The following is a 24,143-nucleotide window of genomic DNA, read 5'->3' on the forward strand; positions in this document are numbered from 1 at the left end:
GCAGCCTATTGGTTCGTTGTAAGAGCCATTAATGGTTAATCTCATAGGGCCAATCCCATGCACGCAACCACACCAGCGTGGACTTTCGATTTCGCCGGCATTGAGTTGAACCGCCGCCATGGTCTTAGCCGCCAGCTCTATCAGACTTTGCGCGAACGCATCCTTGACGGTCGTTTGTCCGGTGGCACGCGCTTGCCGGCAAGCCGGGATCTGGCGCTGTCCCTCGCCATCTCACGCAACAGCGTGATGCGTGCGTATGACCAACTCTACGCCGAAGGCTTTACCGAGAGCCGCGTGGGAGATGGTACTTACGTGGCACTGTTGAGAGAGAAACCAGTGGCCGCGGGAAAACTATCCACACATCTGTCCACAGGGTTATCACCAGGCTTATCAACAGGGTTATCCACAAAACCCTCTATTTTGAACGCCGGGCTGTCCAACAATCTTATCCACAGCACAGCGATGCATACGCTGGACCAGCATCATTTGCGGCCTCCGAAAAGCGGCCTGCCGAAGGCGTTTCGAACAGGGGTTCCAGCATTCGATTTGTTCCCTTTCGACACGTGGGGCAAGCTGCACGCGGCTTTCTGGCGTAAGCCGGGCCTGCAACATCTGGGTTATGGCGACCCGGCTGGCGAATGGCGATTGCGGGAGCTGATCGCTGCTTATTTGAGGACGTCTCGCGACCTGCGCTGCGCTCCTGAGCAAATTGTGATCACCAATGGCGCGCAGCAGGCGATAACCCTTTGTGCACAGCTGCTGCTTGAGCAGGGCGACGTGGTAGCGATCGAAAATCCGGGGTACCGCGCGGCCGGTCATGCCTTTGGGGTGGCGGGCGCCAGGTTGCAGGGCATGGCGGTTGACGCCGAAGGCATGCGCAGCCCGGCTCTCGATGACTCAGGTTGCAAGCTGGCGTACGTGACGCCGTCTCATCAATACCCGCTGGGCGTGACGATGAGTCTGGCGCGGCGGCTGGAGCTGCTTGCGTGGGCCGAGCGCAATCAGGGCTGGATCGTCGAAGACGACTATGACGGCGAGTATCGCTACAGCGGCGCACCGCTGGCTCCCCTGGCGGCGCTGGATCGTAGCGGTCGCGTGCTGTACGTCGGGACATTCGGCAAGGTCGCGTTTCCGGCCTTGCGTCTGGGTTATCTGGTGTTGCCGCGCAACCTGGTTGAGCCGTTCAGTCGACGCCGGGCCGTGGACATGCGTCATTCCGAGGTCGGCACGCAAATGGTCATGGCCGAGTTCATCGCGGCGGGCCACTTTCAGCGGCACATCCGTCGCATGCGCCGGGCGGCGTTGAGTCGACGCGACGCATTACTGGCCGGCTGGCCCCAGGCCCTTGCGGGTTGCAGCCCGATGATCAAGCCCGTTGCAGGGCTCCATGTGACCGTTGCAGTGGACACGTTAGAGCGTGAAACGGAACTGGTCGCCAAGGCGGAAAGTGTCGGCGTCGAGATAGCGCCGTTGAGTGAGTACTGGCTGCCGGAGTCCGAGACGCCGGCCGATGATCGGGCAGGGCTGGTGCTGGGGTTTGCAGCGGTGCCTGAAACGGATATTGCCTCGGCGCTGGCGCGGTTACGGAGCGCCTGGCAGGTTTGAGGGTGCTGAAGCCGGTTGTGGCGTCGGCGCGTCATCCAGCAGGCGTCGGCGTATACTCGCGGCCATCGCAATCCATCTCCGAGATACGCCCATGAGTATTCCCCTCTCTGCGGCGCCGCAGCGCAAGCTCGGCGCGCCGCTGATCGCCTTCCTTTTGTTGGTAGTCGGCGGTCTGTTTCTGCAATCCGCCGTTGGCGGCAGGCAAGTGCTGTTGCTAATCGTTGGCGCCGCGCTGGGCCTAACGCTGTATCACGCCGCATTCGGCTTCACCTCGGCCTGGCGGGTATTCATCAACGAGCGACGCGGTGCCGGTTTGCGCGCGCAAATGGTGATGCTTGCCGTGGCGGTGGTCCTGTTCTTCCCCGCGCTGGGTGCCGGTACGCTGTTTGGCACGCCGGTCACCGGCCTCGTGGCCCCGGCAGGTGTCTCCGTCGTGTTCGGCGCCTTCATCTTCGGCATCGGCATGCAAATGGGCGGCGGCTGTGCGTCCGGCACATTATTCACCGTTGGCGGCGGCAACGCGCGGATGCTCGTCACTTTGCTGTTCTTCATCGTTGGCTCGCTGATCGCCACCCATCACGTCGATTGGTGGTTCTCGCTGCCGTCCTTCCCAGCGACCTCGATTGTCAAAAGCTTTGGTGTGATTCCGGCGCTATTGATGAGCCTGGCCCTGTTCGCAGTCATTGCCCTTGTCACCGTGAAGCTGGAAAAGCGCCGACACGGGGATCTGGAAGCGGTCGTCACCAGCGAACACGTTGGCCTGCGCCGTTTCCTCCGCGGCCCCTGGCCTTTGGTGTGGGGTGCGGTAGGCCTGGCGCTGCTCAACTACGCCACGCTGGCATTGGCCGGTCGCCCTTGGGGAATCACCTCGGCCTTCGCGCTGTGGGGCGCGAAAGTCGCCGGTGGTCTGGGTGTGGACGTGGGCAGCTGGCCGTTCTGGCAATTGCCAGCGAACGCCAAGGCGCTGGCCGCGCCGGTGTGGGAAGACATCACCACCGTCATGGACATCGGCATCATGTTGGGTGCGGCCGTGGCGGCGGGCCTTGCAGGGCGATTCGCCCCAAGCCTGAAAATCCCGACACGCTCGTTGATCGCCGCAGTGATTGGCGGACTGTTGCTAGGCTATGGCTCGCGCCTGGCGTACGGCTGCAACATCGGCGCTTATTTCAGCGGCATCGCCTCAGGCAGCCTGCATGGCTGGCTCTGGCTGGTTGCTGCATTTGCAGGCAATGCGGTAGGTGTGCGTATCCGGCCGGTTTTCTTCGAGGGCGAACGTCGGCCCGCTGTGTTGACCGGATGCTGAACGGGTGATCTGAAGGAAGGAGGGCGCTTGCCCGCGAGTTGCGGGCAAGCGCTCTTACACAGGATTAACCAGCGATTTGTTCCTTCGCCAGCTTGGCGATGTTTTCCGCCGTGAATCCGTACTTGGCCTGCAGCTTGTCGATGGGAGCCGATGCACCGAAGGTGTTCATCACGATCTTTGCGCCGGTCTGCCCGACATACCGATCCCAACCCACAGGCCCCGCCTGTTCCACCACTACCCGCGCTTTAACATCCGGCGGCAGCACGCCGTCGCGATAGGCCTTGTCCTGGTCCTCGAACAACTCCCAGCTCGGCATTGACACCACGCGCGCTGCAACGCCTTCGGCTTTGAGCTTCTCGAACGCCTCGACGGTCATGCCGACCTCGCTGCCGGTGGCGATCAGGATGACGTCCACTTTACCTTCCACCGCATCAGCCAGCACGTAGGCACCTTTGGTCAGGCCGTCGGCGCTGGCGTATTTCGAGCGATCAAGGGTTGGCAGCGGCTGACGGGACAGCACCAGGCACGATGGCCTGCTGGTTTGCGCCAACGCGATTTTCCAGGCCTGCGCCGTTTCGTTGGCATCGCCCGGACGAATGGTCAGCACACCCGGCGTCGCCCGCAGCTGAGTCAGTTGCTCGATGGGCTGGTGGGTCGGGCCGTCCTCGCCGACGCCGATGGAGTCATGGGTAAAGACGAAGATAACCGGCAATTCCATGATCGACGCCAGACGAATCGGCGGCTTCATGTAATCGCTGAACACGAGGAAGGTCGAGGTGTACGGACGGATGTAGGACAGGGCCAAGCCGTTCGCGATGGAACCCATGGCATGTTCACGGATACCAAAGTGCAGGTTTCGACCGCCGTAATTGCCTGCTTCGAAGCTGCCCGCCCCATCAAACGTCAGGTTGGTTTTGGTCGACGGCGAAAGGTCTGCCGAGCCGCCGATGAGCCACGGGATCTGCTCGGCAAACGCATTCAGCACCTTGCCACCGGAAGCGCGCGAGGCAATGCCTTTGGCGTCCGCTTCAAAATTCATCTGCTTGTCTTGCCAGCCTTCGGGCATCTCACCGGCACGCATGCGCTTGAGCTGATCGGCGAGCTCGGGCTGGTCCTTTTCGAACTGCTTAAGGGTCTCGAGCCAGGCGTCGTAATCGCTGCCGCTACGTTCCAGCAGTGCATCACGCAGGCAGTGACGGGCATCTTCCGGCACCAGGAAGGAACTGTTTTCATCCCAGCCGTAGGCCTTTTTCGTCAGCTTGATTTCGTCATCGCCCAGCGGTTCGCCGTGGGCGGCAGACGTATTGTGTTTGTTGGGCGAACCGAAGCCGATGACGCTGTCGACCACGATCAGGGTCGGCGCATCGCTGGTTTGCTGAAAGGTCTGCAGCGCCTTGGCCAGCGCACTGGCGTCGTTGGCGTCTTTGACGTGCAGGGTTTTCCAGCCGTAGCCCTCGAAACGCTTCTGCACATCATCGCTGTAAGCCAGTTCGGTGTGGCCCTCGATGCTGATGGTGTTGTTGTCGTAGATCCAGCACAGGTTCGACAGCTTGAGGTGCCCGGCGATTGAAGCCGCTTCGGCGGTCACGCCCTCCATCATGTCGCCGTCGCCGCACAGCACGTACACGTTGTAATCGAACAGCGTCGCGCTCGGCTTGTTGAAGTGCTCACCCAGCCAGCGCTCACCCATCGCCATGCCGACGCTATTGGCGCAACCCTGACCCAGCGGACCGGTAGTGGTCTCCACGCCGGTGGTCATGCGGTACTCAGGGTGGCCTGGGGTTTTGGAGTCCATCTGGCGAAACTGCTTGATGTCCTCAAGGCTCACCGCGGGTTTGCCCGATGGCTTGCCGTGCTCATCGATCTCGATCACACCGGCCAGGTGCAGCAGCGAATACAGCAGCATCGAAGCATGGCCGACCGATAACACGAAACGGTCGCGGTTAGGCCAGTCAGGGTGTTCCGGGTGATAGCGCAGGAAATCTTTCCACAGCGTGTAGCCGACAGGTGCCAGCGCCATCGGCGTACCGGGGTGCCCGGAATTGGCTTTCTGCACGGCATCCATGGCCAGGGTGCGAATGGTATTGATGGTCAGTTGGTCGCGGTCAGTGTGCGGCGTAAACGGGCGCACTGCGCCTGATCGTTCGGTGGAGTGAGAGTTGGCAGACGAGCTCATTAACGTTCTCCTCGTGACGGGTAGCGGAAGCATCCAGATAGGTGTTGAGCGCGGCGAGGGCGTTATCGTTCCATGAACAATCTGTCAGCCAGTCTTTTGGAGAAGCGATTCAGCTTCCATTGAGTATTTGGTTACATATAGCCTGTGAGCGTAACGAACGAAGTTGCCCAGACGTATTCGAAGCCTTGGGTCGAGCCCTTGCCGACTGATTCAACGTATTGCGCCGGAGGTGGCCTTTGCAGGAAATGATCGTCAAGAAGTACCGCGCCATGATCAGGACATTTACCTACATCGGCTGGTCCTTGTTCTGGCTGCTGATATGGGACGTCGTCGTTACCGTCGACTTCATGCTGTTTCTGGATCGCAAGATCACCCTGCCATCGATGCCCCTGACCCTGTTGGGTTCTGCGCTGGTCGTGCTGACCAGCTTCCGCAACACCAGCGCGTATAACCGCTGGTGGGAGGCGCGCACGCTGTGGGGTGCGCTGGTCAATAACTCCCGCAGCTTTGCCCGGCAGGTGCTGACGTTCATTGATGACGAGGACGGGCTGAACCCGGTCAAGGCCACGCTCTTGCGCCGTCATGTGGCCTATGTTGAATGCCTGTCTGCCCATTTGAAGGGCAGCGATTGCGGCGAGCAGGTAACGGCGATGATTTCCCGGGAAGAATTCGAGCGCCGCACGCGCACCAACAACTTCCCCAACGCGATTCTCAATGAGTCCGCGGCGATCATCGCTCAGGAATACAAGGCCGGCCGCCTGGACAGCATTCGTCTGGAACGGCTCGAAGCGACGCTGGTGGAAATCTCCAACAACCAAGGCGGCATGGAGCGCATCGCCAATACCCCGTTGCCTTACCCGTACGTGACGTTCCCGCGTCTGTTCATCACCCTGTTCTGCATCATCGTGCCGATCGGTCTGGTCGAAACGCTGGGCTGGTTCACGCCGCTGGCGTCGACTGTCGTGGGCTTCATGCTGCTGGCAATCGAGAAAATCGGCACCGACCTGCAAAGCCCGTTCAAGGCCTCCGAGCACGAGATTCAGATGAAAGCGCTGTGCGAAAACATCTCCGGCAATCTGAACTCGATGCTGCAGGACGCGATGGACAAGCGGCCGGTTGAGGTTGCTTATTCGTGATGAGGTCATGCCCTTGCTTGATGAGGGCATAATTGACGCCAGACGCATCCGGACGAAGAGGATGGTCCATCCGCGAGATATCCGTCGATGAAGAGGCCGCTTTCGCGAGCAAGCTTGCTCTCATCAAACACGAAACCACGCCGCCGATACACCAATTGTGGGAGCGAGCTTGCTCGCGAAGGGGTAGGACGTGCGCTGAATCTTCAGCGGCTGAAATGCCGTCTTCGTGAGCAAGCTCACTCCCACAGGGTTGTGTTTGCTGCGCGAGTATAGCGTCTGGACACCGGGCAATTTGCGGCCTGTTGTGGGTTATCGACCTTGCGAAATGTCTGGGCTCCTCGCCGGTAAACGCGTGCAGACAACTATCTAAGCGACGCTACTCGCTCAGCGCAACTCGCCACACACATCGAGCTCGACCAATCGCCGCACCTCATTGCCATCCAGTCCGGCCCCCAGCAGCGCATGCAGCTTGCCGAACGCCGCTTCGCGGGTCATGCCGCCGCCGGACAGCACGCCGACGCCCCGCAGCCGGCTGCCGGCCTCATACACATCCAGTTCGACGCCGCCTTCGTGGCATTGAGTAATCGCCACGACCACGATGCCTTTCTGGTGAGCACGCTGAAGGCTGGCAAGGAAGTCAGCGTTATCGCTGGGACCGGTGCCGTTGCCGAAGCATTCCAGCACAAGACCCTGGATACCGCTGTCGATCAAACCGTCTAGCTGAGCAGCGCCGATGCCGGGAAACAGCGGCAGCACCGCAACGTTCGCCAGTTGCTTGGGCTGGCGATAGTCCAGCGCCGCCGGCAACGCCGATGCCGCCTCACCACCGCGAGCGCGATTGAGCGCCGCAAAAGGGTTGCGGCCGAAGCTGCGAATCTTCGCGCAACGAGTAGGTTCCAGCAGCTCCCCGTGGAAGTACAGATGCACTCCCGCGGCGAGCCCTTGACCCAAAGCCTGCAAGGCGCCGTTGACGTTTTCCCAGGCATCACTGTCGGAAACGCCCGCTGGCAACATTGAACCGGTGAACACCACAGGGGCATTCAGGCCCAACAGTTGAAAGCTCATGGCTGCTGCGCTGTAAGCCAGGGTATCGGTACCGTGCAGGATCAGCACGGCGTCGCACCCTTGCGCTTCAATTGCATCGACCACCGCCTCGCGCAAGCGCTGCCAGTAGGCAGGCGTCATGTTGGCGCTGTCGATCAGGGGAGACATTTCGCGGAACGACCACTGCGGCACGACCATTTCGGGCAGCGCAGCCAGTTGCTCAGCCATGCGCGCTTCAAAGCCGGAAGCAGGTGCCAGCCCGTTTTCGCTGGCCTGCATGCCGATGGTTCCACCGGTATACAGCACCATCACCTGGCGGGCGGGTGCGTGGTTTTTGCGACTCATGCCTGTCTCCCTGGATTGAGGTTCAAATGATCAACGCGCGTCCGCGACCGGTTTGCCGCTGACCGCTGCCGTGTGCGCCGCAGGCTGAGCGGCATCAGGCTTTGGCCAGGCTTTCAGGTCCAGGTCCAGATCGGGGAACTGGCTGGAGTCGAAGACTGGCGTCTTGATCCCGGCTTTACGCTGGGCATCGTAGTCTTTCAGCACCCGCAGCGCGATTTTGAACAGCATCGCCAGCGCGATCAGGTTGACGAAAGCCAGCATCGTCATAGTGATGTCGGCGAAGGCGAACACCGTGCCCAGATCCTCGACCGCGCCCCACAGAATCAACGCGAGGACCAACACGCGGTAGCCGAAGATCGCCTTGCGGTTCTCACCCAGCAGGAAGCGCAGGCTGTTTTCGCCCAAGTAGTAGTTGTAGAGAATCGAAGTGAACACGAACAGCGCCAGCGCCACACTGATGAACAGCTTGCCCCAGTCACCGACGACGGCGGCGAGGGAGTTCTGCGTCAGGGCAATGCCATCGCCTTCGAAGCCCGGGGTGTAGAAACCGGACAGCAGGATCAGCAACGCGGTGCAGGTGCAGATGACGAACGTATCAAGGAACACGCTGAACGCCTGAACCACACCTTGTGCAACCGGGTGCTCGACCTGAGCCACCGCCGCTACGTTCGGCGCGCTGCCCAGGCCGGCTTCGTTGGCGAAGACGCCACGTTTGACGCCCATGACAATGGCGCTGCCGATCAGGCCACCAAACACTTCATCCATGCCGAACGCGCTTTTGACGATGGTCATCAGCATGTGCGGAACGTGTTCGAACTGCACGCCGATGACATACAGCGTGACGGCGATGTAGACCAGTGTCTTGATCGGCACCAGCAGGTCGGCGACCTTGGCGATGCGCTTGATCCCGCCGACGAACACCAGACCCAGCAGTATCGCCAGACCGACGCCGGCGTAGCTTGGCGAGATCTTGAACGCGTCGTTGAGCGAGTGGGTCACGGCGTGGGATTGCAGGCCATTGAAGGCAAAGCCGAAGGTCACCAGCAGCAACACCGCCATGATCATGCCCAGCCAGCGTTTGCCCAGGCCATGCTGAATGTAATACGACGGACCGCCGCGGTATTGACCTTCGGCGTCGCAGCGTTTGTACAGCTGACCAAGGGAGCATTCGAAAAAGCTGCTCGCCATGCCGACCAGCGCAGTGACCCACATCCAGAACACCGCGCCCGGTCCGCCCAGGGTGACGGCGATGCCGACGCCGGCGATGTTACCGGCGCCGACGCGGCCGGCAAGGCTCAGCATCAGGGCCTGGAATGAACTCAACTGGCCGGCGCTGCTGCGCAAACTGTCGCGAAACACCGCGAACATGTGAAAGAAGTGACGGAACTGAACGAAACGCGAGCGAATCGTGAAATATCCACCGAGCCCAACAATGAGCACGATCAGTACTTTTCCCGAGAGGAAGTCGTTGATGACTTCAAGCATTGGTGTTTCCTCGCTTTCTTAGAGGGTGCGCACTATACCGGTGCGCGTTATTGGAGTCTTTATTCGGTTTGCTGCAAGCCGGCATAGAGCAGGCAAAAAAAAGGGCCTGGAAGCGTGTGCTTCCGGCCCTCAAAAGGGTGAGGGGTGTCTAGACCCTCAGCCTGGTGATCGTGTTGCAAGTGCTGGAGAGCCGGACGATCAAGCCTTCAAAGGCACTAGCCGCGGCGCAATCATGTTCTCTGGGCGCAGGATGTCTGCCAGCATGACGTCATCGAGCAAGCCCTCTTCACGCACCAGCTCCAGTACGCCACGGCCCGTTTCCAGTGCAACGCGGGCAATGCGGGTGGCGTTTTCGTAACCGATGTAAGGGTTCAGCGCAGTGACCAGGCCGATCGAGTGCTCGACCAGCTCACGGCAGCGCACTTCGTTAGCGGTGATGCCGACGATGCAGTGCTCGCGCAGCATGTCCATGGCGCGCTGCAGCAGGCGAATCGAGTCGAAGATCTTGTAGGCGATCAACGGCTCCATCACGTTCAACTGCAATTGGCCGCCTTCGGCAGCGATGGTCAGTGCCAGGTCGTTGCCCATGATTTCGAAGGCGCACATGTTCACCGCCTCTGGAATCACAGGATTCACCTTGCCCGGCATGATCGAGCTGCCTGGCTGACGTGCCGGAAGATTGATTTCGTTGATGCCGGTGCGCGGGCCGCTGGAGAGCAGGCGCAGGTCGTTGCAGATCTTCGACAGCTTGACTGCGGTGCGCTTGAGCATGCCGGAAAACAGGACGAAAGCACCCATGTCGGAGGTCGCTTCAATCAGGTCCGCCGCCGGCACCAGCGGCTGGCCGCTGATGGTCGCCAGACGCTGAACGGCCAGGTGCTGATAACCAGGGTCGGCGTTGATGCCGGTGCCGATGGCGGTGCCGCCGAGATTGACTTCGGTCAGCAGCTCAGGCGCCAGGCTGCGCAGGCGGTTGAGGTCTTCAGTCAAGGTGGTGGCGAAGGCGCGGAATTCCTGACCCAGGGTCATCGGCACCGCGTCTTGCAGTTGGGTGCGGCCCATTTTCAACACGTGGTTGAACTCGTGACCTTTGGCCGCGAATGCCTGAATCAGGCTGTCGAGACTGGCGAGCAGTGAGTCGTGGCCCAACAGCAAACCCAGACGTATGGCCGTCGGGTACGCGTCGTTGGTGGACTGCGCCATGTTCACGTCGTTGTTGGGGTGCAGAAACGTGTATTCGCCCTTGGCATGGCCCATCGCTTCAAGCGCGATGTTGGCGATGACTTCGTTGGCGTTCATGTTGGTGGAGGTGCCGGCGCCGCCCTGGATCATGTCGACGACGAACTGATCGTGGAAATCACCGCGGATCAGCCGTGCGCAGGCTTCGCTGATGCCCGCATGCTTATCGTTGCTCAGGTGACCCAGCTGGTGGTTCGCATCCGCTGCAGCTTGTTTGACCATCGCCAGCGCTACAACCAGCTTCGGGTAGTGAGAAAGCGGAACACCCGAGAGGCGGAAGTTGTGCACAGCGCGCAGGGTCTGAATGCCGTAATACGCTTCAGCGGGTACTTCGAGAACGCCAAGCAAGTCTTTTTCGATGCGAAATGATGCAGCGGAGGACATGATAGAGAAAGTCTCAAGATGGGCACGGACTAAGCCGGAACGCCGCTGATACTAGGCTTGCAGGCGATTCTGGACCAATGCTGTAAAACGCTGCCCTATGCACAATCGGCATAATGGCGCTGTGACGCAGGGATTGTTGCGAACGTGTGAATCAGTGTATGACGCTCCGTCCGCACCTGCGAATGCGCCATTTCTAACGCTGGAGAAACGATGAACCTGGAAAGCAAATGGTTGGAAGATTTCAGTGCGCTGGCCGCGACCCGCAGTTTTTCCCAGGCAGCGGAGCGTCGATTTGTCACGCAACCGGCCTTCAGCCGGCGCATTCGCAGCCTTGAAGCGGCGCTTGGGCTGACGCTGGTCAATCGCTCGCGCACGCCGATCGAGCTGACGGCGGCAGGGCAATTATTCCTCGTCACCGCAAGGACGGTGGTCGACCAGCTCGGCGAAGTGCTGCGTCATTTGCACCACCTGGAGAGCGGGCAGGGTGAGGTCATGCAGATCGCTGCCGCTCACTCGCTGGCGCTGAGCTTCTTTCCGCGCTGGATCGCGCAGTTACGCAATGAAGGGCTGAACATTGCCACGCGCCTGGTCGCCACCAACGTCGGCGACGCGGTACACGCACTGCGTGAAGGCGGTTGTGATCTGATGCTGGCGTTCTACGACCCCGATGCCGCGCTGCAGATGGACGCCGAGATCTTCCCGTCCCTGCATCTGGGCATGACCGAAATGCTGCCAGTCTGCTCGACAGACGAAGAGGGGCGGCCGCTGTTCGACCTGGAAGGGGAGCAAAGCGTGCCACTGCTGGCGTACAGCGCCGGTGCATTTCTGGGGCGCTCGGTGAATCTGCTACTTCGCCAACGCAGCGTGCGCTTCACGACGATTTACGAAACGGCGATGGCCGACAGCCTCAAGGGCATGGCGCTACAAGGGCTGGGTATCGCGTGGGTGCCGCGGCTGAGCGTGACGGCGGAGCTCGAACGAGGCGAATTGGTTATCTGCGGCGGCACTCAGTGGCACGTCCCGCTGGAGATTCGGCTGTACCGCTGCGCGCTGGTTCGCAAGGCCAATGTCCGGCTGTTGTGGCGCAAGCTGGAAGCGGGCGGCAACTCGCCGGACGCCTGACCTCGGAGTCAGCAAAACCGGGCGTGTATGGTCCGATTTTGTTGGCTGACAGGAGGTCGCCGGCAGTCTGTCAAACGCGCCTCTTTGCGGTATACTCCGCGGCCTTCGGCCGGTTCGACTGGTCATAATTTGTACGACAAGCCACGCCGGTTCTCCCGCGTGGCTTGTTGTTTTTAGCCGCGCCTGCGGGCGCCCGATGAGAGGCACGACGATGAGCGCACTGGTTGGCGTGATCATGGGCTCCAAGTCCGATTGGTCCACCCTTAGCCACACCGCCGACATGCTTGAAAAGCTCGGCATCCCGTACGAAGTCAAAGTGGTTTCGGCGCACCGCACGCCCGATCTGCTGTTCAAGTACGCCGAAGAAGCCGAAGGCCGTGGCATCGAGGTGATCATCGCCGGCGCTGGTGGCGCTGCTCATCTGCCTGGCATGTGCGCTGCCAAGACTCATCTGCCCGTTCTGGGTGTCCCGGTTCAGTCGTCCATGCTGTCGGGCGTCGACTCATTGCTCTCCATCGTGCAGATGCCTGCCGGTATTCCAGTTGCAACGCTGGCCATCGGCAAAGCAGGCGCGATCAACGCCGCGCTGTTGTCGGCCAGTATCCTGGGCGCCAAGCACCCACACTTCCACGCAGTGCTGAAGAAATTCCGTGCTGAGCAGACAGACAGCGTTCTGGACAATCCAGACCCACGCGAGGCCTGAGGTTTTCATGAAGATCGGCGTAATCGGTGGCGGCCAGTTGGGTCGCATGTTGGCACTGGCGGGCACCCCGCTGGGGATGAACTTCGCCTTCCTTGATCCCGCACCAGACGCCTGCGCCGCTGCGCTTGGCGAGCACCTGCTCGCCGATTACGGTGATCAGGAACACCTGCGCCAGCTGGCGAACGATGTTGATCTGGTCACCTTCGAGTTTGAGAGCGTACCGGCTGAAACCGTTGCCTTTCTGTCGCAGTTCGTGCCGGTTTACCCGAGCGCCGAAGCGCTGCGCATCGCCCGCGATCGCTGGTTTGAAAAAAGCATGTTCAAGGACCTCGGCATCCCGACGCCGGCGTTCGCCGACATCCAGTCCCAGGCGGATCTGGACGCTGCGGTGGCCCGCATCGGTCTGCCGGCCGTGTTGAAAACCCGCACGCTGGGTTACGACGGAAAGGGCCAGAAAGTCCTGCGCACCCCTGAAGACGTGAGCGGCACCTTCGCCGAACTGGGCAGCGTGCCGTGCCTGCTGGAGGGCTTTGTGCCGTTCACCGGCGAGGTTTCGTTGATCGCCGTGCGTGCCCGTGATGGCGAGACCCGCTTCTATCCGTTGGTCCACAACACCCACGACAGCGGCATTCTGCGCCTGTCCATCGCCAGCACCGATCACCCGCTGCAGGCGCTGGCTGAAGATTACGCCGGGCGTGTGCTCAAGCAGCTGGATTACGTAGGCGTGCTGGCCTTTGAATTCTTCGAAGTCGATGGCGGCCTTAAAGCCAACGAGATCGCCCCGCGTGTCCACAACTCGGGCCACTGGACCACCGAAGGCGCCGAGTGCAGCCAGTTCGAGAACCATCTGCGCGCCGTTGCCGGGCTGCCGCTGGGTTCGACGGCCAAGGTTGGTGAGAGCGCGATGCTCAACTTCATCGGTGAAGTACCGGCTGTGAGCTACGTGATCGCCATCGAAGACTGTCATCTGCATCACTACGGCAAGGCCTTCAAAGCCGGGCGCAAGGTCGGCCACGCCACGGTGCGCAGCAAAGACCGCACGACGCTGGATCGTCAGGTGAAGCAGGTCGAGGCATTGATCAAAAACTGATCACAGCAGTGTCCTGCACATCCTGTTGAACCATTCGCCACCGCCGCCCCTCTCATAGCCTGTTGCCAATAGCTAGCTAGGCTGTTGGCATATTCATTCAAACAGAGGGACATGGCATGGGAATCATCGGAACCATCTTCATCGGCTTGATCGTAGGTCTGCTGGCGCGCTTCCTGAAGCCAGGCGACGACAGCATGGGCTGGATCATGACCATCCTGCTCGGCATCTGCGGCTCGCTGGCTGCCACTTATGGTGGTCAGGCGCTGGGGATCTACCGCGCAGGCGAGGGTGCAGGTTTCCTCGGTGCACTTGTCGGCGCGATCATCCTGCTGGTGATCTACGGCATGATTAAAAAGCGTTAAGCACGGCTGGCCCTCTGCGCTATTGCTGCGCAGAGGGCTAGAATGCCCGGCACTCAACTCCTCCCGCCGAGCACCTCCAATGCGTCATCTCCTCTTCGTTTCACTGCTGCTGGTCTGCGGATTGGTACGCGCCGCTGAATTACCTGAAACCGACTGGCTCGAGCTGATGCCGAAGTCGGATCAGAAAGCCCTCGAAGCCATGCCCGAAATCGATCACAACTCGCCTGAAGGTCAGGGAACGTTCGACAGCAAGGGCGGTTTGAAGCAGAGCAAGGGCTTGCCTGCCGTCATGTACTCCACCAAAACCGTCGCGTCGATGAACGACAAAATCATTCGCCTGGGTGGCTATCCGGTTCCGCTGGAGACTGATGCGAAGGGCCACAGCACGCTGTTCTTCCTCGTCCCGTACCCGGGGGCCTGCATCCACGTGCCGCCACCGCCGCCGAATCAGCTGGTGCTGGTGCGTTATCCGAAGGGCCTGAAGATCTCTGACATCTACACGCCGTTGTGGGTCATCGGCACGTTGAAGGTCGAGAAGGTCAACAATGATCTCGCCGACGCGGCTTATGCGCTGGATGCGTCGAAAGTGCGGGTGGTGGTTGAGGCGGATTTGTAGTTCGCCGACACAGCAAGGTCCTGGTGAGACCGCGTACATTCCGGAGATTGATCTTGGAGCCCACTGTAGGACCGGCTTCAGCCGGGAAAGCGCCAGGTGCCACACCGCAAATTTATGGTGTTCATGCAGGCCTCTTCCCGGCTGAAGCCGGTCCTACAAAATAGCGCAGTGTCGTCAGGCTTCTGCCAACGGCTCGGCCCAGATGCTGACGCTCAGCGCGTGCATATCGCCCGGCTTAAGCGTCACGACATCGGTCATGACGTTGGCTGTCTCAACGCACACCATGCTTTTCCAGCCATCAGCCTGCATGTCGTCGAAGGTTTTGGTCTTGTCGATCCACGGGTTCCAGACGATGGCCGATTGCGAACCCGTCGTCTGAATCTTAATCCGGCGTTCCCATTTTGGATCGACCACTGAGATCAGGTCGGGCGTGTCCTGATAAATACGGTCGGTCTCGCCGGTGAAGGTGATATTGCCCACCTGCACATTCTGAGTGTCCCAGCTTTCCAGTGTGTTCAGGTACTCCACGCCGTCCAGCCCTTCGACGCTGATCTGGCCGACGTCACTGACCGCGAAATAGCTGTGCAACGCCTGGCTCAGCGTGACGTCTTCAGCGCCAGCGTTGAAGCTCACGAGGCTGACATTCAGCGCTGTATCCAGGCGGATGTGCAGCTTCAAGCCAACGGTGTGCGGCCACCCCGGCAAATGTCCTTCGGCCCGGGGCTGAATGAATTCGACAATCAAGGCGTCGCCATCCTCACCCACGCCCATCAACTCCCAGTCGATCGCTCGAACTTCGCCGTGGGCCTTTGCCGGCTCGTCGCTCTCGCGCATGGCCTGCACGCTGGACGGGTTTTTCTGGAAATTGCCAAACCACGGCCAGCAGATCGGCATCCCGCCGCGAATAGGCTTGCCCGATTTGAACAGCGCGCCCGGGTTGGACCAAATCAGCGGCTCATCGCCGTCCACCTGGTAACTGATGATGTGCGCGCCTTGCTGGGCGATCACCAGTTCGGCCTGACCGTGGCGGATGCGCCAGCAATTAAGCTCACCGAGCTGGAAGGATTCGACGTTTGACGTAGGCATAGGGGTTCTCACTCGAAGGACAGTGACTGACTCAGACTGCGCCAAGCTTGATGAGTTTGTTGCGCAAAGCCAAGGGCGGGCACATCGGCCCCCCTTGGCTTACTGATCAGCGACGAGCCGGCACCGAGCGAGTACGGCCGCTGCCGTCGATGGCGACGAAAACGAACACGGCTTCGGTCACCTTGCGCCATTCGCTGGACAGGGGATCATCGCTCCACACCTCGACCATCATCTGAATCGAGCTGCGGCCGATTTCCAGGGTCTGGGTGTAGAACGACAACTGCGCCCCCACCGCGACGGGCACCAGGAACGCCATGCGGTCGATGGCAACCGTCGCCACACGGCCACCGGCCACCTTGCTCGCCATGGCAGTACCGGCAAGGTCCATCTGGGAAACCAGCCAGCCGCCGAAAATATCCCCGAAGCCGTTGGTTTCGCGGGGTAGGGCGGTAATCTGCAGGGCAAGATCGCCCTGCGGTATCGGATCTTCTTGTTCGAGCTCAATCATTATTGGGTCCCTCTGACCCATGACTCTACTAAGTCTTCATTTTGTTTAAAGGGAAACTCTGCGAAAACGACTTGGGCAAATGGTTTCGCACAACTTCCCTGAAGAGCCCGGTTGAGTCGCGGCCGGCGAGTATATCTGGCGCGTCGTCACGACACGACCGCCGCTTTTTCATGATGCCTTCGCGTCATTGCAATCCATGTGCATTTGTACGCAATTTGCTATCGTGCCGGACCGACCTGGCGCACTACGCCATTTTTGGCACGCAATTTTGATGCCCGATTAACTTTTCGAGTCGAGAAATCGCGTGTGAAGCCGTTACCCACGGTTGAGTCACCGTTGATTTTTCGCCCAAAGAGAGCCTCAAAAGAGAAGCCATTGTCATGTCCTCTGTGCCTTTAAGTGCTACGCAGCCTTCGCGCCCGCTGAACCGCAACGATTACAAAACCCTTTCACTGTCTGCCCTGGGCGGAGCGTTGGAGTTCTACGACTTCATCATCTTCGTGTTCTTCGCAGCAGTGGTAGGCAAGCTGTTTTTCCCCGTAGACATGCCCGAATGGCTGCGTTTGATGCAAACGTTTGGCATTTTTGCCGCCGGTTATCTGGCTCGGCCCCTTGGCGGCATCGTCATGGCGCACTTCGGCGATCTGCTGGGCCGCAAGAAAATGTTCACCCTTAGCATTTTTCTGATGGCCGTGCCGACGCTGATCATGGGCTTGCTGCCTACCTACGCGCAGATCGGCATCTGGGCTCCGATGTTGCTGCTGTTGATGCGCGTCATTCAGGGCGCCGCGATCGGTGGCGAAGTGCCTGGCGCGTGGGTATTCGTTTCCGAACACGTTCCCGCCCGTAACGTCGGTTACGCCTGCGGTACCCTCACGTCCGGTCTGACTGCCGGGATTCTGCTTGGCTCGCTGGTCGCCACCTGGATCAACAGCGTGTACTCGCCCGTTGAGGTATCGGACTATGCCTGGCGGATTCCTTTCCTGCTCGGTGGCGTCTTCGGTCTGATGTCGGTTTACCTGCGCCGCTGGCTGCATGAAACCCCGGTGTTCGCCGAGCTCCAATTGCGCAAGCAACTGGCTGAAGAAGTGCCGCTCAAAGCGGTATTGCGTGATCACCGTGGCGCCGTTGTGCTGTCGATGCTTCTGACCTGGCTGCTCTCCGCCGGTGTGGTGGTGGTCATTCTGATGACGCCGACCCTGCTGCAAAAGGCCTACGGTTTCGCACCCGCCGACACCCTGAAAGCCAACAGCCTCGCCATTGTTTTGCTGAGTCTGGGCTGTATCGGGGCGGGCGCGCTGGCGGATCGGGTCGGCGCGGGGCTGGTCTTCCTGTTCGGCTCGCTGGGCCTGCTGGTGAGTTCGTGGACCTTCTACCACATGATCGGCACGCACCCGGATCTGCTGTATCCGCTGTACGCGATTACCGGCTTGTTCGTCGGCACCATCGGCGCGGTGCCCTTCGTGATGGTCAAGGCCTTCCCGCCGGTTGTTCGCTTCTCCGGGCTGTCGTTTTCCTACAACCTGGCGTACGCCATCTTTGGTGGTTTAACGCCAATGGTCGTCAGCCTGATGTTCGCCGCCAACCCGATGGGCCCGTCCTGGTACGTGGCGATTCTTTGCGCCATGGGCATGGGGATCGGTATTTTCCTGATGAGAAGAAAGCGGGTCGAGTCCTGATCCAGCCTATGACGAATCGTCCCGCTGAAAATCAAGGCTGCCAGTCGTGATGACTGGCGGCTTTCATTTGATTGTCATATTCCGGTCATAGAGTAGTCACATGGCCATCATCGATGGCGGTACTCTTCACCTCGCCAGGAGCAAGGCATGACCTTCAAACGTTTGATGACGGCGCTGACTTTCGTGGCGGCTGGCGTGGCTGTCGACAACGCGAGTGCCGCTGTCGACCCGGCGATCAAGCCCTACGTCAAAACCAGTGGTGTCTCCGGAAATCTATCCAGCGTGGGGTCCGACACGCTCGCCAACCTGATGACGATGTGGGCCGAGGCCTACAAAAAAGAATACCCAAGCGTGAACATCCAGATTCAGGCCGCTGGCTCCTCGACAGCGCCACCTGCACTGACCGAGGGCACTGCGACGCTCGGGCCCATGAGCCGCAAGATGAAAGACGGCGAGTTGTCGGCGTTCGAGCAGAAGCATGGCTACAAACCGACGGCGATTCCCGTGGCCGTCGATGCCCTGGCAGTGTTCGTTCACAAGGACAACCCGATCAAGGGGCTGACGTTGCAGCAGGTCGACGCGATCTTCTCCGCGACCCGGCTGTGCGGTGCCAGAGCCGACGCGAAAACCTGGGGCGATGCAGGTGTTACGGGAGATCTGGCCGGCAAGGCCATCCAGCTGTTCGGGCGTAATTCGGTTTCCGGCACTTACGGTTTCTTCAAGGAAGAGGCGCTGTGCAAGGGCGACTTCAAGCCCAACGTCAACGAACAGCCCGGCTCTGCGTCGGTGGTCAGCTCCATCAGCAACTCGCTGAACGGCATTGGGTACTCGGGCATTGGTTATAAAACGTCCAGCGTTCGCACTGTTCCCCTCGCAAAAAAGGAGGGCGGCGAGTATGTCGAAGACAACGAAGCCAACGCATTGAATGGCACCTACCCGCTGGCACGCTTCCTTTATGTGTACGTCAACAAGGCGCCGAACCAGCCGTTGAATCCGCTCGAAGCCGAGTTCGTCAGATTGATCCTGTCAAAACAAGGTCAGGAAGTTGTCATGAAAGACGGATACATTCCGTTACCAGCCAAGGTCGTCAGCAAAGCCTTGGCTGATCTGGGGCTACAAGAACGGTAGCGAGCACGCTGCCCAGACAACCCTGAAGCGGGGTGACAGGTTCGTCCCGCCACAAAACGACAAAGGCCTTATGGAACGAGGCTCGCAGAACACTGAACAGTCCGTTGCCCCGATTCAGGAGCGACGGGCTTTTTTGCGTCACCTCGCTGTCATGTATTTGTCATACAGAGTGGCTACGGTGTGCGCATGAATGATTTGGCCAATTCATCAATGACCGACAAACCCCGTCCCGAGCGCATCGATTTCAATGCGCCCGAGCTGCAGCGCAAGCGCAGGATCCGTGCGTTCAAAGACCGCCTGACGCGTTGGTACGTGTTAGTGGGCGGTCTTGCCGTGTTGGCCGCCATTACCTTGATCTTCTTCTACCTGGCTTACGTCGTCGCGCCGTTGTTCCAGGGTGCGAAGCTGACGCGCAGCGATGCTCAAGCGCCTGCCTGGCTGCAAGATGCCGGCGAGCCGATGGTGCTGGTCATCGAAGAGCAGAATCAGGTCGCCATGCGCGTGTCCGACAAAGGCGAAGCGCTGTTTTTCCATCTCAAAGACGGCGGCGAAATTTCCCGCGTGGCCTTGCCGATCCCCGCAGGCGCGAAGATCACGTCGGTGGCGCAGGACCAGCCCGGCAAGCCCCTGATCGCGGTTGGCCTGTCCAACGGCAGCGTAATAGTGTTCAAGCACGCGTATCCGATCAGCTATCCCGCCAACAAAAAGACCATCACCCCCACGATTACCTATCCCTACGGCGAGACGCCGCTGGTGCTGGACGAAGGAGGGCGGGCCCTCGAGCACGTCAACCTGAGCGCCAGTGACACGACCCTGATTCTGGCCGGTGCAACCGGTACCCAACTGCACGTGCTGTCGCTGACCCAGTCCGAAAACCTGATGACGGGCGACACCGATCGCGAGCAGAACCGCATCGATCTGCCGCAGCTGTCAGCAGCGGTCAAAGCCATTTATGTCGACCCGCGTCAGCAGTGGCTGTACGTGATTAATGGTCGCGCGCTGGCCGACGTGTTCGACCTGCGCGATCGCACACTGAACGGCCGCTACAAACTCCTTGAAGATGCCAATGCCGAAACGACTGCCAGCACGCAATTGGTCGGTGGCGTCTCTCTGGTGATCGGCAGCTCAAGAGGCAACATCGCGCAGTGGTTCATGGCCCGAGACGTCGATGGCGAGATGCGCCTGCAGCACATTCGTGATTTCAAAATGAGTGGCGCGCCGATCGCCCAGATCACCGCCGAGCAGCGCCGCAAAGGCTTCATTGCCATGGACACCTCCGGCAAGCTCGGCGTGTTCCACAGCACCGCCCACCGCACGCTGCTGATCGACCCGATAGCCAGCGGCCCGGCCGTCATGGGACTGTCGCCGCGGGCGGATCGGATCATCGTTGAAGACAGCGGCAAGCTGCTGCCCTTGAGCCTGAGCAATCCGCACCCGGAGATCTCATGGAGCGCGTTGTGGGACAAGGTCTGGTACGAAAACTACGACGAACCCAAATACGTTTGGCAATCCACCGCGTCCAGCAGTGATTTCGAGCCCAAGCTCAGCCTCGCGCCACTCACTTACGGCACCCTGAAGGCCGCGTTCTACGCCATGCTCCTGGCCGCTCCAATTGCCGTCGCTGCGGCGATCTACACCGCTTACTTCATGGCGCCGCGCATGCGCCGCAAGGTCAAGCCGATCATCGAACTGATGGAAGCGATGCCGACGGTGATTCTCGGATTCTTCGCCGGGCTGTTCCTGGCGCCGTATCTGGAAGGGCACCTGCCGGGCATCTTCAGCCTGCTGATCTTCACCCCTATTGGCATCTTGCTGGCAGGGTTTGGCTGGACGCGCTTGCCCGACTCGATTCGCCTGCGGGTACCCGACGGTTGGGAAAGCGCGATTCTGATTCCGGTCATTCTGCTGATTGGCTGGGTCTCACTGAGCATGAGCCCGCACCTCGAGAACTGGTGGTTCGGCGGCGACATGCGCTCGTGGATCACCAACGACCTGGGCATCACCTATGACCAGCGCAACGCATTGGTGGTCGGGATCGCCATGGGTTTTGCGGTCATCCCCAACATTTATTCCATCGCCGAGGACGCGGTGTTCAGCGTGCCGCGGGGGCTGACGCTCGGCTCACTGGCCCTCGGCGCCACGCCGTGGCAGACGCTGGTTCGTGTGGTGATTCTGACGGCCAGCCCAGGAATTTTCTCGGCGCTGATGATCGGCATGGGCCGCGCCGTCGGCGAAACCATGATCGTGCTCATGGCCACCGGCAACACGCCGATCATGGACATGAACCTGTTCGAAGGCATGCGCACGCTCGCGGCCAACGTGGCGGTGGAGATGCCGGAGTCGGAAGTAGGCGGCAGTCATTATCGTGTGCTGTTCCTTGCTGCCCTGGTGCTGCTGATGTTCACATTTGTCATGAATACCTTGGCAGAGCTGATTCGTCAGCGCCTGCGCAAGCAGTATTCGTCTCTTTAGGGCAGGTTGAAACCGATGAAGCAGACCTCCCTCAAGCGATGGTTCAACAGTGGCGGCCCCGGCGTCTGGTTAAGCGCGGGTGCGGTCTCTATCGCCGTGATCATGACCATCGGTTTGCTCGCGGTGATCGCCGTGCGCGGGCTAGGGCATTTCTGGCCGGCCGATGTGATTTCCGCCCAGTACGACGTTCCCGGGCAGGAAAGCCACGTGCTGGTGGGCGAGCTGGTTCAGTCTGAGCAAGTGCCGCGCGCCAGGCTCAAGGCCGCCGGGTTGCCGGTCCCTGATCAGGGGCCCGAATTCATGACCCGCGATCTGTTCAAGGTCGGCAACCGGGACATCAGCCCCAGCGATTTCAACTGGGTCATCGGCGAGTGGCTCAAGGATATGCGCAAGCCAGCGGAGTTGATGACGCTGGAGCGCCGCGAGTGGGGCAACTTCTACGGCTATCTGGCCAACGTCAAGGAAGACGGCAAAATCGTCGCCGAGGGTGAAGCCGCATGGCCGCAACTGCAGGCGCGTATCGAGCGGGTGCAGGGCATTTCCGATCAGCTGGACGACCTTGAGAAGGGCGAGATCGGCGCGATCAACCACGGCATCGAACGGCTGCGTCTGCAGGCACGCAAGCTTGAGCTCAATGGCGAACTTGATGCAGCGGCACAGGCCGACATGGCCACTGAGCGCGCCGAATACGACGCCCGCTACAAGGAAGTCGAATCGCGTTTGGGCGCGTTGCACGCCGAATACAATCGCGACAGCCTGACGGCCCGTGACGCCAACGGCAAAGAAATCGAGATCAGCATCGGCAAGGTGGTTCACGCATATCAACCCAACGCAATGGGCACGATGACCAAGTTGGGGTTTTACTTCCAGAAGCTCTGGGAGTTCCTCAGCGACGACCCGCGCGAGGCCAACACCGAGGGCGGGATTTTCCCGGCGATCTTCGGCACCGTGATGATGACGCTGATCATGGCCGTGATCGTGACGCCCTTTGGCGTGCTTGCCGCTGTGTATCTGCGTGAGTATGCGCGACAGGGCGTTATGACGCGCTTGATCCGCATCGCGGTGAACAACCTCGCGGGCGTCCCTGCCATTGTCTACGGCGTGTTCGGGCTGGGCTTTTTTGTCTACGTGCTGGGCGGTTCGCTGGATCAGCTGTTCTTCCCCGAAGCCCTGCCGGCGCCGACGTTCGGCACAGCGGGCTTGCTGTGGGCGTCACTGACCCTCGCGCTGCTCGCCGTGCCGGTGGTGATCGTTGCCACCGAAGAAGGCCTGGCGCGCATCCCGCTGACGTTGCGCGAGGGTTCGCTGGCCCTGGGCGCGACCAAGGCCGAAACGCTGTGGAAGATCGTTTTGCCGATGGCCAGCCCGGCCATGATGACCGGGCTGATTCTGGCCGTGGCCCGGGCGGCCGGTGAAGTGGCGCCGCTGATGCTGGTGGGTGTGGTCAAGATGGCGCCGTCGCTGCCGGTGGACGGCAATTACCCGTACCTGCACCTCGACCAGAAGATCATGCACCTGGGTTTTCATATCTACGACGTCGGTTTTCAAAGCCCCAACGTCGAGGCGGCGCGCCCGCTGGTGTACGCCACGGCGCTGCTGCTGGTGCTGGTGATTGCGCTGCTGAACCTGTCGGCGGTGACGATTCGCAACCGCCTGCGCGACAAGTACAAGGCTTTCGAAGACTGAGTCAGCGACACGCTTCAAGCGGCAAGCTGAGAGCCGCATACCGTATCAGCACCACACTTGCAGCTTGCGGCTTAAGGTTTGCAGCTACGATCGGAGTGAGACCATGCAACACGAACCCCACGCCCACGGCATCAACATGTCGGCCCTGGGTCGCAAGCGCCAGGTGCTGGATCTGGCGAACGAAGCCGTTGCGCTGGAAGTCCCGGGGCTGGATCTCTTCTATGGCGAGAAGCAGGCGCTGTTCGACATCCGCATGAACATCCCGAAACAGCGCGTCACCTCGTTCATCGGGCCGTCCGGGTGCGGCAAGTCCACCTTGCTGCGCACCTTCAACCGCATGAACGATCTGGTGGACGGCTGTCGCGTACAGGGCGAGATCAAGCTCTATGGACACGACATCTACACCAAAGGCGAGGACGTCGCCGAATTGCGTCGCCGGGTTGGCATGGTGTTTCAGAAGCCCAACCCGTTCCCCAAGACCGTTTACGAGAACGTGGTCTACGGGCTGCGTATTCAAGGCGTGAACAAGAAGCGCGTGCTTGATGAAGCCGTCGAGTGGGCACTGCGTGGCGCCGCACTGTGGGACGAGGTCAAGGACCGCCTGCATGAGTCGGCACTCGGACTTTCCGGTGGTCAGCAGCAGCGTCTGGTGATCGCCCGCACTATCGCCGTCGAACCCGAGGTGCTGCTGCTCGATGAGCCGTGCTCCGCGCTCGACCCGATTTCGACGCTGAAAGTCGAAGAGCTGATCTACGAACTGAAATCCAAATACACCATTGTGATCGTTACCCACAACATGCAGCAGGCGGCGCGCGTGTCGGATTACACCGCGTTTCTGCACATGGGCAAGGTGGTCGAATACGGGGACACCGATACGTTGTTCACCAATCCGACCAAAAAGCAGACTGAAGACTACATAACCGGTCGTTACGGCTAGCACGTGTTTCGTCAGCCTTGAACCACCGCGCAATCAA

General features: G+C 60.5%; 19 protein-coding genes. 13 read left to right on the forward strand and 6 right to left on the reverse strand.

The window, feature by feature from the left end; genetic code table 11:
- The first annotated feature begins 57 nt into the window (after window positions 1-57).
- Window positions 58-1,605 (forward strand): PLP-dependent aminotransferase family protein, encoded by a 1,548-nt coding sequence (locus FX982_RS07785; protein ID WP_172610232.1) that lies wholly within the window; start codon window positions 58-60, stop codon window positions 1,603-1,605.
- 91 nt (window positions 1,606-1,696) lie between these two features.
- Window positions 1,697-2,908: a YeeE/YedE family protein gene (locus FX982_RS07790; RefSeq protein WP_172610233.1), complete on the forward strand. Its 1,212-nt coding sequence runs from the start codon at window positions 1,697-1,699 to the stop codon at window positions 2,906-2,908.
- 64 nt (window positions 2,909-2,972) lie between these two features.
- On the opposite strand, the gene tkt is transcribed toward FX982_RS07790, so the two are convergent.
- Complete coding sequence (gene tkt, locus FX982_RS07795) at window positions 2,973-4,973, reverse strand: transketolase (RefSeq protein WP_254074915.1); 2,001 nt, start codon at window positions 4,971-4,973, stop codon at window positions 2,973-2,975.
- Between the two features lie 356 nt (window positions 4,974-5,329).
- Between tkt and FX982_RS07800 the strand changes: the two genes are divergently transcribed.
- On the forward strand, window positions 5,330-6,220 hold the full coding sequence (locus FX982_RS07800) for a bestrophin family protein (protein ID WP_438826317.1): 891 nt from the start codon (window positions 5,330-5,332) through the stop codon (window positions 6,218-6,220).
- A 384-nt stretch (window positions 6,221-6,604) separates the two neighbouring features.
- On the opposite strand, the gene FX982_RS07805 is transcribed toward FX982_RS07800, so the two are convergent.
- From FX982_RS07805 to FX982_RS07815, 3 genes are all read right to left on the reverse strand, one after another.
- Entirely contained in the window at window positions 6,605-7,609 is a 1,005-nt protein-coding gene (locus tag FX982_RS07805) for an asparaginase (RefSeq protein WP_172610236.1), read from the reverse strand.
- A gap of 30 nt (window positions 7,610-7,639) precedes the next feature.
- A complete protein-coding gene (locus FX982_RS07810; protein ID WP_172610237.1) occupies window positions 7,640-9,094 on the reverse strand; it encodes an alanine/glycine:cation symporter family protein in 1,455 nt (484 codons plus the stop codon).
- A gap of 198 nt (window positions 9,095-9,292) precedes the next feature.
- Complete coding sequence (locus tag FX982_RS07815) at window positions 9,293-10,717, reverse strand: aspartate ammonia-lyase (protein ID WP_172610238.1); 1,425 nt, start codon at window positions 10,715-10,717, stop codon at window positions 9,293-9,295.
- A gap of 210 nt (window positions 10,718-10,927) precedes the next feature.
- Between FX982_RS07815 and FX982_RS07820 the strand changes: the two genes are divergently transcribed.
- The 5 genes from FX982_RS07820 to FX982_RS07840 all read left to right on the forward strand — a co-directional run bounded on the left by FX982_RS07820 (window position 10,928) and on the right by FX982_RS07840 (window position 14,610).
- The gene (locus FX982_RS07820) at window positions 10,928-11,839 is read left to right on the forward strand and encodes a LysR substrate-binding domain-containing protein (RefSeq protein ID WP_172610239.1); all 912 of its coding nucleotides are present in this window, start codon (window positions 10,928-10,930) and stop codon (window positions 11,837-11,839) included.
- 211 nt (window positions 11,840-12,050) lie between these two features.
- The gene (gene purE / locus FX982_RS07825; protein WP_074885928.1) at window positions 12,051-12,542 is read left to right on the forward strand and encodes a 5-(carboxyamino)imidazole ribonucleotide mutase; all 492 of its coding nucleotides are present in this window, start codon (window positions 12,051-12,053) and stop codon (window positions 12,540-12,542) included.
- Window positions 12,543-12,549: 7 nt separating this feature from the next.
- Window positions 12,550-13,632, forward strand: coding sequence for a 5-(carboxyamino)imidazole ribonucleotide synthase (locus FX982_RS07830; RefSeq protein ID WP_172610240.1), 1,083 nt, complete (start codon window positions 12,550-12,552; stop codon window positions 13,630-13,632).
- 116 nt (window positions 13,633-13,748) lie between these two features.
- Window positions 13,749-13,994, forward strand: coding sequence for a GlsB/YeaQ/YmgE family stress response membrane protein (locus tag FX982_RS07835; protein WP_037016790.1), 246 nt, complete (start codon window positions 13,749-13,751; stop codon window positions 13,992-13,994).
- Window positions 13,995-14,073: 79 nt separating this feature from the next.
- Window positions 14,074-14,610, forward strand: a complete 537-nt coding sequence (locus FX982_RS07840; protein WP_172610241.1) for a DUF3299 domain-containing protein — start codon at window positions 14,074-14,076, stop codon at window positions 14,608-14,610.
- A gap of 174 nt (window positions 14,611-14,784) precedes the next feature.
- Here the strand turns inward: FX982_RS07840 and FX982_RS07845 are convergent, their stop codons facing one another.
- Window positions 14,785-15,696 (reverse strand): D-hexose-6-phosphate mutarotase, encoded by a 912-nt coding sequence (locus FX982_RS07845; protein WP_172610242.1) that lies wholly within the window; start codon window positions 15,694-15,696, stop codon window positions 14,785-14,787.
- A gap of 106 nt (window positions 15,697-15,802) precedes the next feature.
- A complete protein-coding gene (locus FX982_RS07850; protein WP_037016781.1) occupies window positions 15,803-16,204 on the reverse strand; it encodes an acyl-CoA thioesterase in 402 nt (133 codons plus the stop codon).
- Between the two features lie 380 nt (window positions 16,205-16,584).
- Here FX982_RS07850 and FX982_RS07855 point away from each other — a divergent pair, with 380 nt between their 5' ends.
- The 5 genes from FX982_RS07855 (at window position 16,585) to pstB (ending at window position 24,106) form a co-directional block, all read left to right on the forward strand.
- Window positions 16,585-17,883, forward strand: a complete 1,299-nt coding sequence (locus FX982_RS07855) for an MFS transporter (RefSeq protein WP_172610243.1) — start codon at window positions 16,585-16,587, stop codon at window positions 17,881-17,883.
- A 147-nt stretch (window positions 17,884-18,030) separates the two neighbouring features.
- Window positions 18,031-19,011 (forward strand): phosphate ABC transporter substrate-binding protein PstS family protein, encoded by a 981-nt coding sequence (locus FX982_RS07860; RefSeq protein ID WP_172610244.1) that lies wholly within the window; start codon window positions 18,031-18,033, stop codon window positions 19,009-19,011.
- Between the two features lie 186 nt (window positions 19,012-19,197).
- Window positions 19,198-21,483 (forward strand): ABC transporter permease subunit, encoded by a 2,286-nt coding sequence (locus FX982_RS07865; protein ID WP_172610245.1) that lies wholly within the window; start codon window positions 19,198-19,200, stop codon window positions 21,481-21,483.
- A 15-nt stretch (window positions 21,484-21,498) separates the two neighbouring features.
- Complete coding sequence (gene pstA, locus FX982_RS07870) at window positions 21,499-23,169, forward strand: phosphate ABC transporter permease PstA (protein ID WP_172610246.1); 1,671 nt, start codon at window positions 21,499-21,501, stop codon at window positions 23,167-23,169.
- A gap of 103 nt (window positions 23,170-23,272) precedes the next feature.
- Entirely contained in the window at window positions 23,273-24,106 is an 834-nt protein-coding gene (pstB, locus tag FX982_RS07875) for a phosphate ABC transporter ATP-binding protein PstB (protein WP_065988194.1), read from the forward strand.
- The last annotated feature ends 37 nt before the right edge of the window (window positions 24,107-24,143 follow it).

The organism is Pseudomonas graminis (genome assembly GCF_013201545.1).
Lineage (GTDB): Bacteria > Pseudomonadota > Gammaproteobacteria > Pseudomonadales > Pseudomonadaceae > Aquipseudomonas.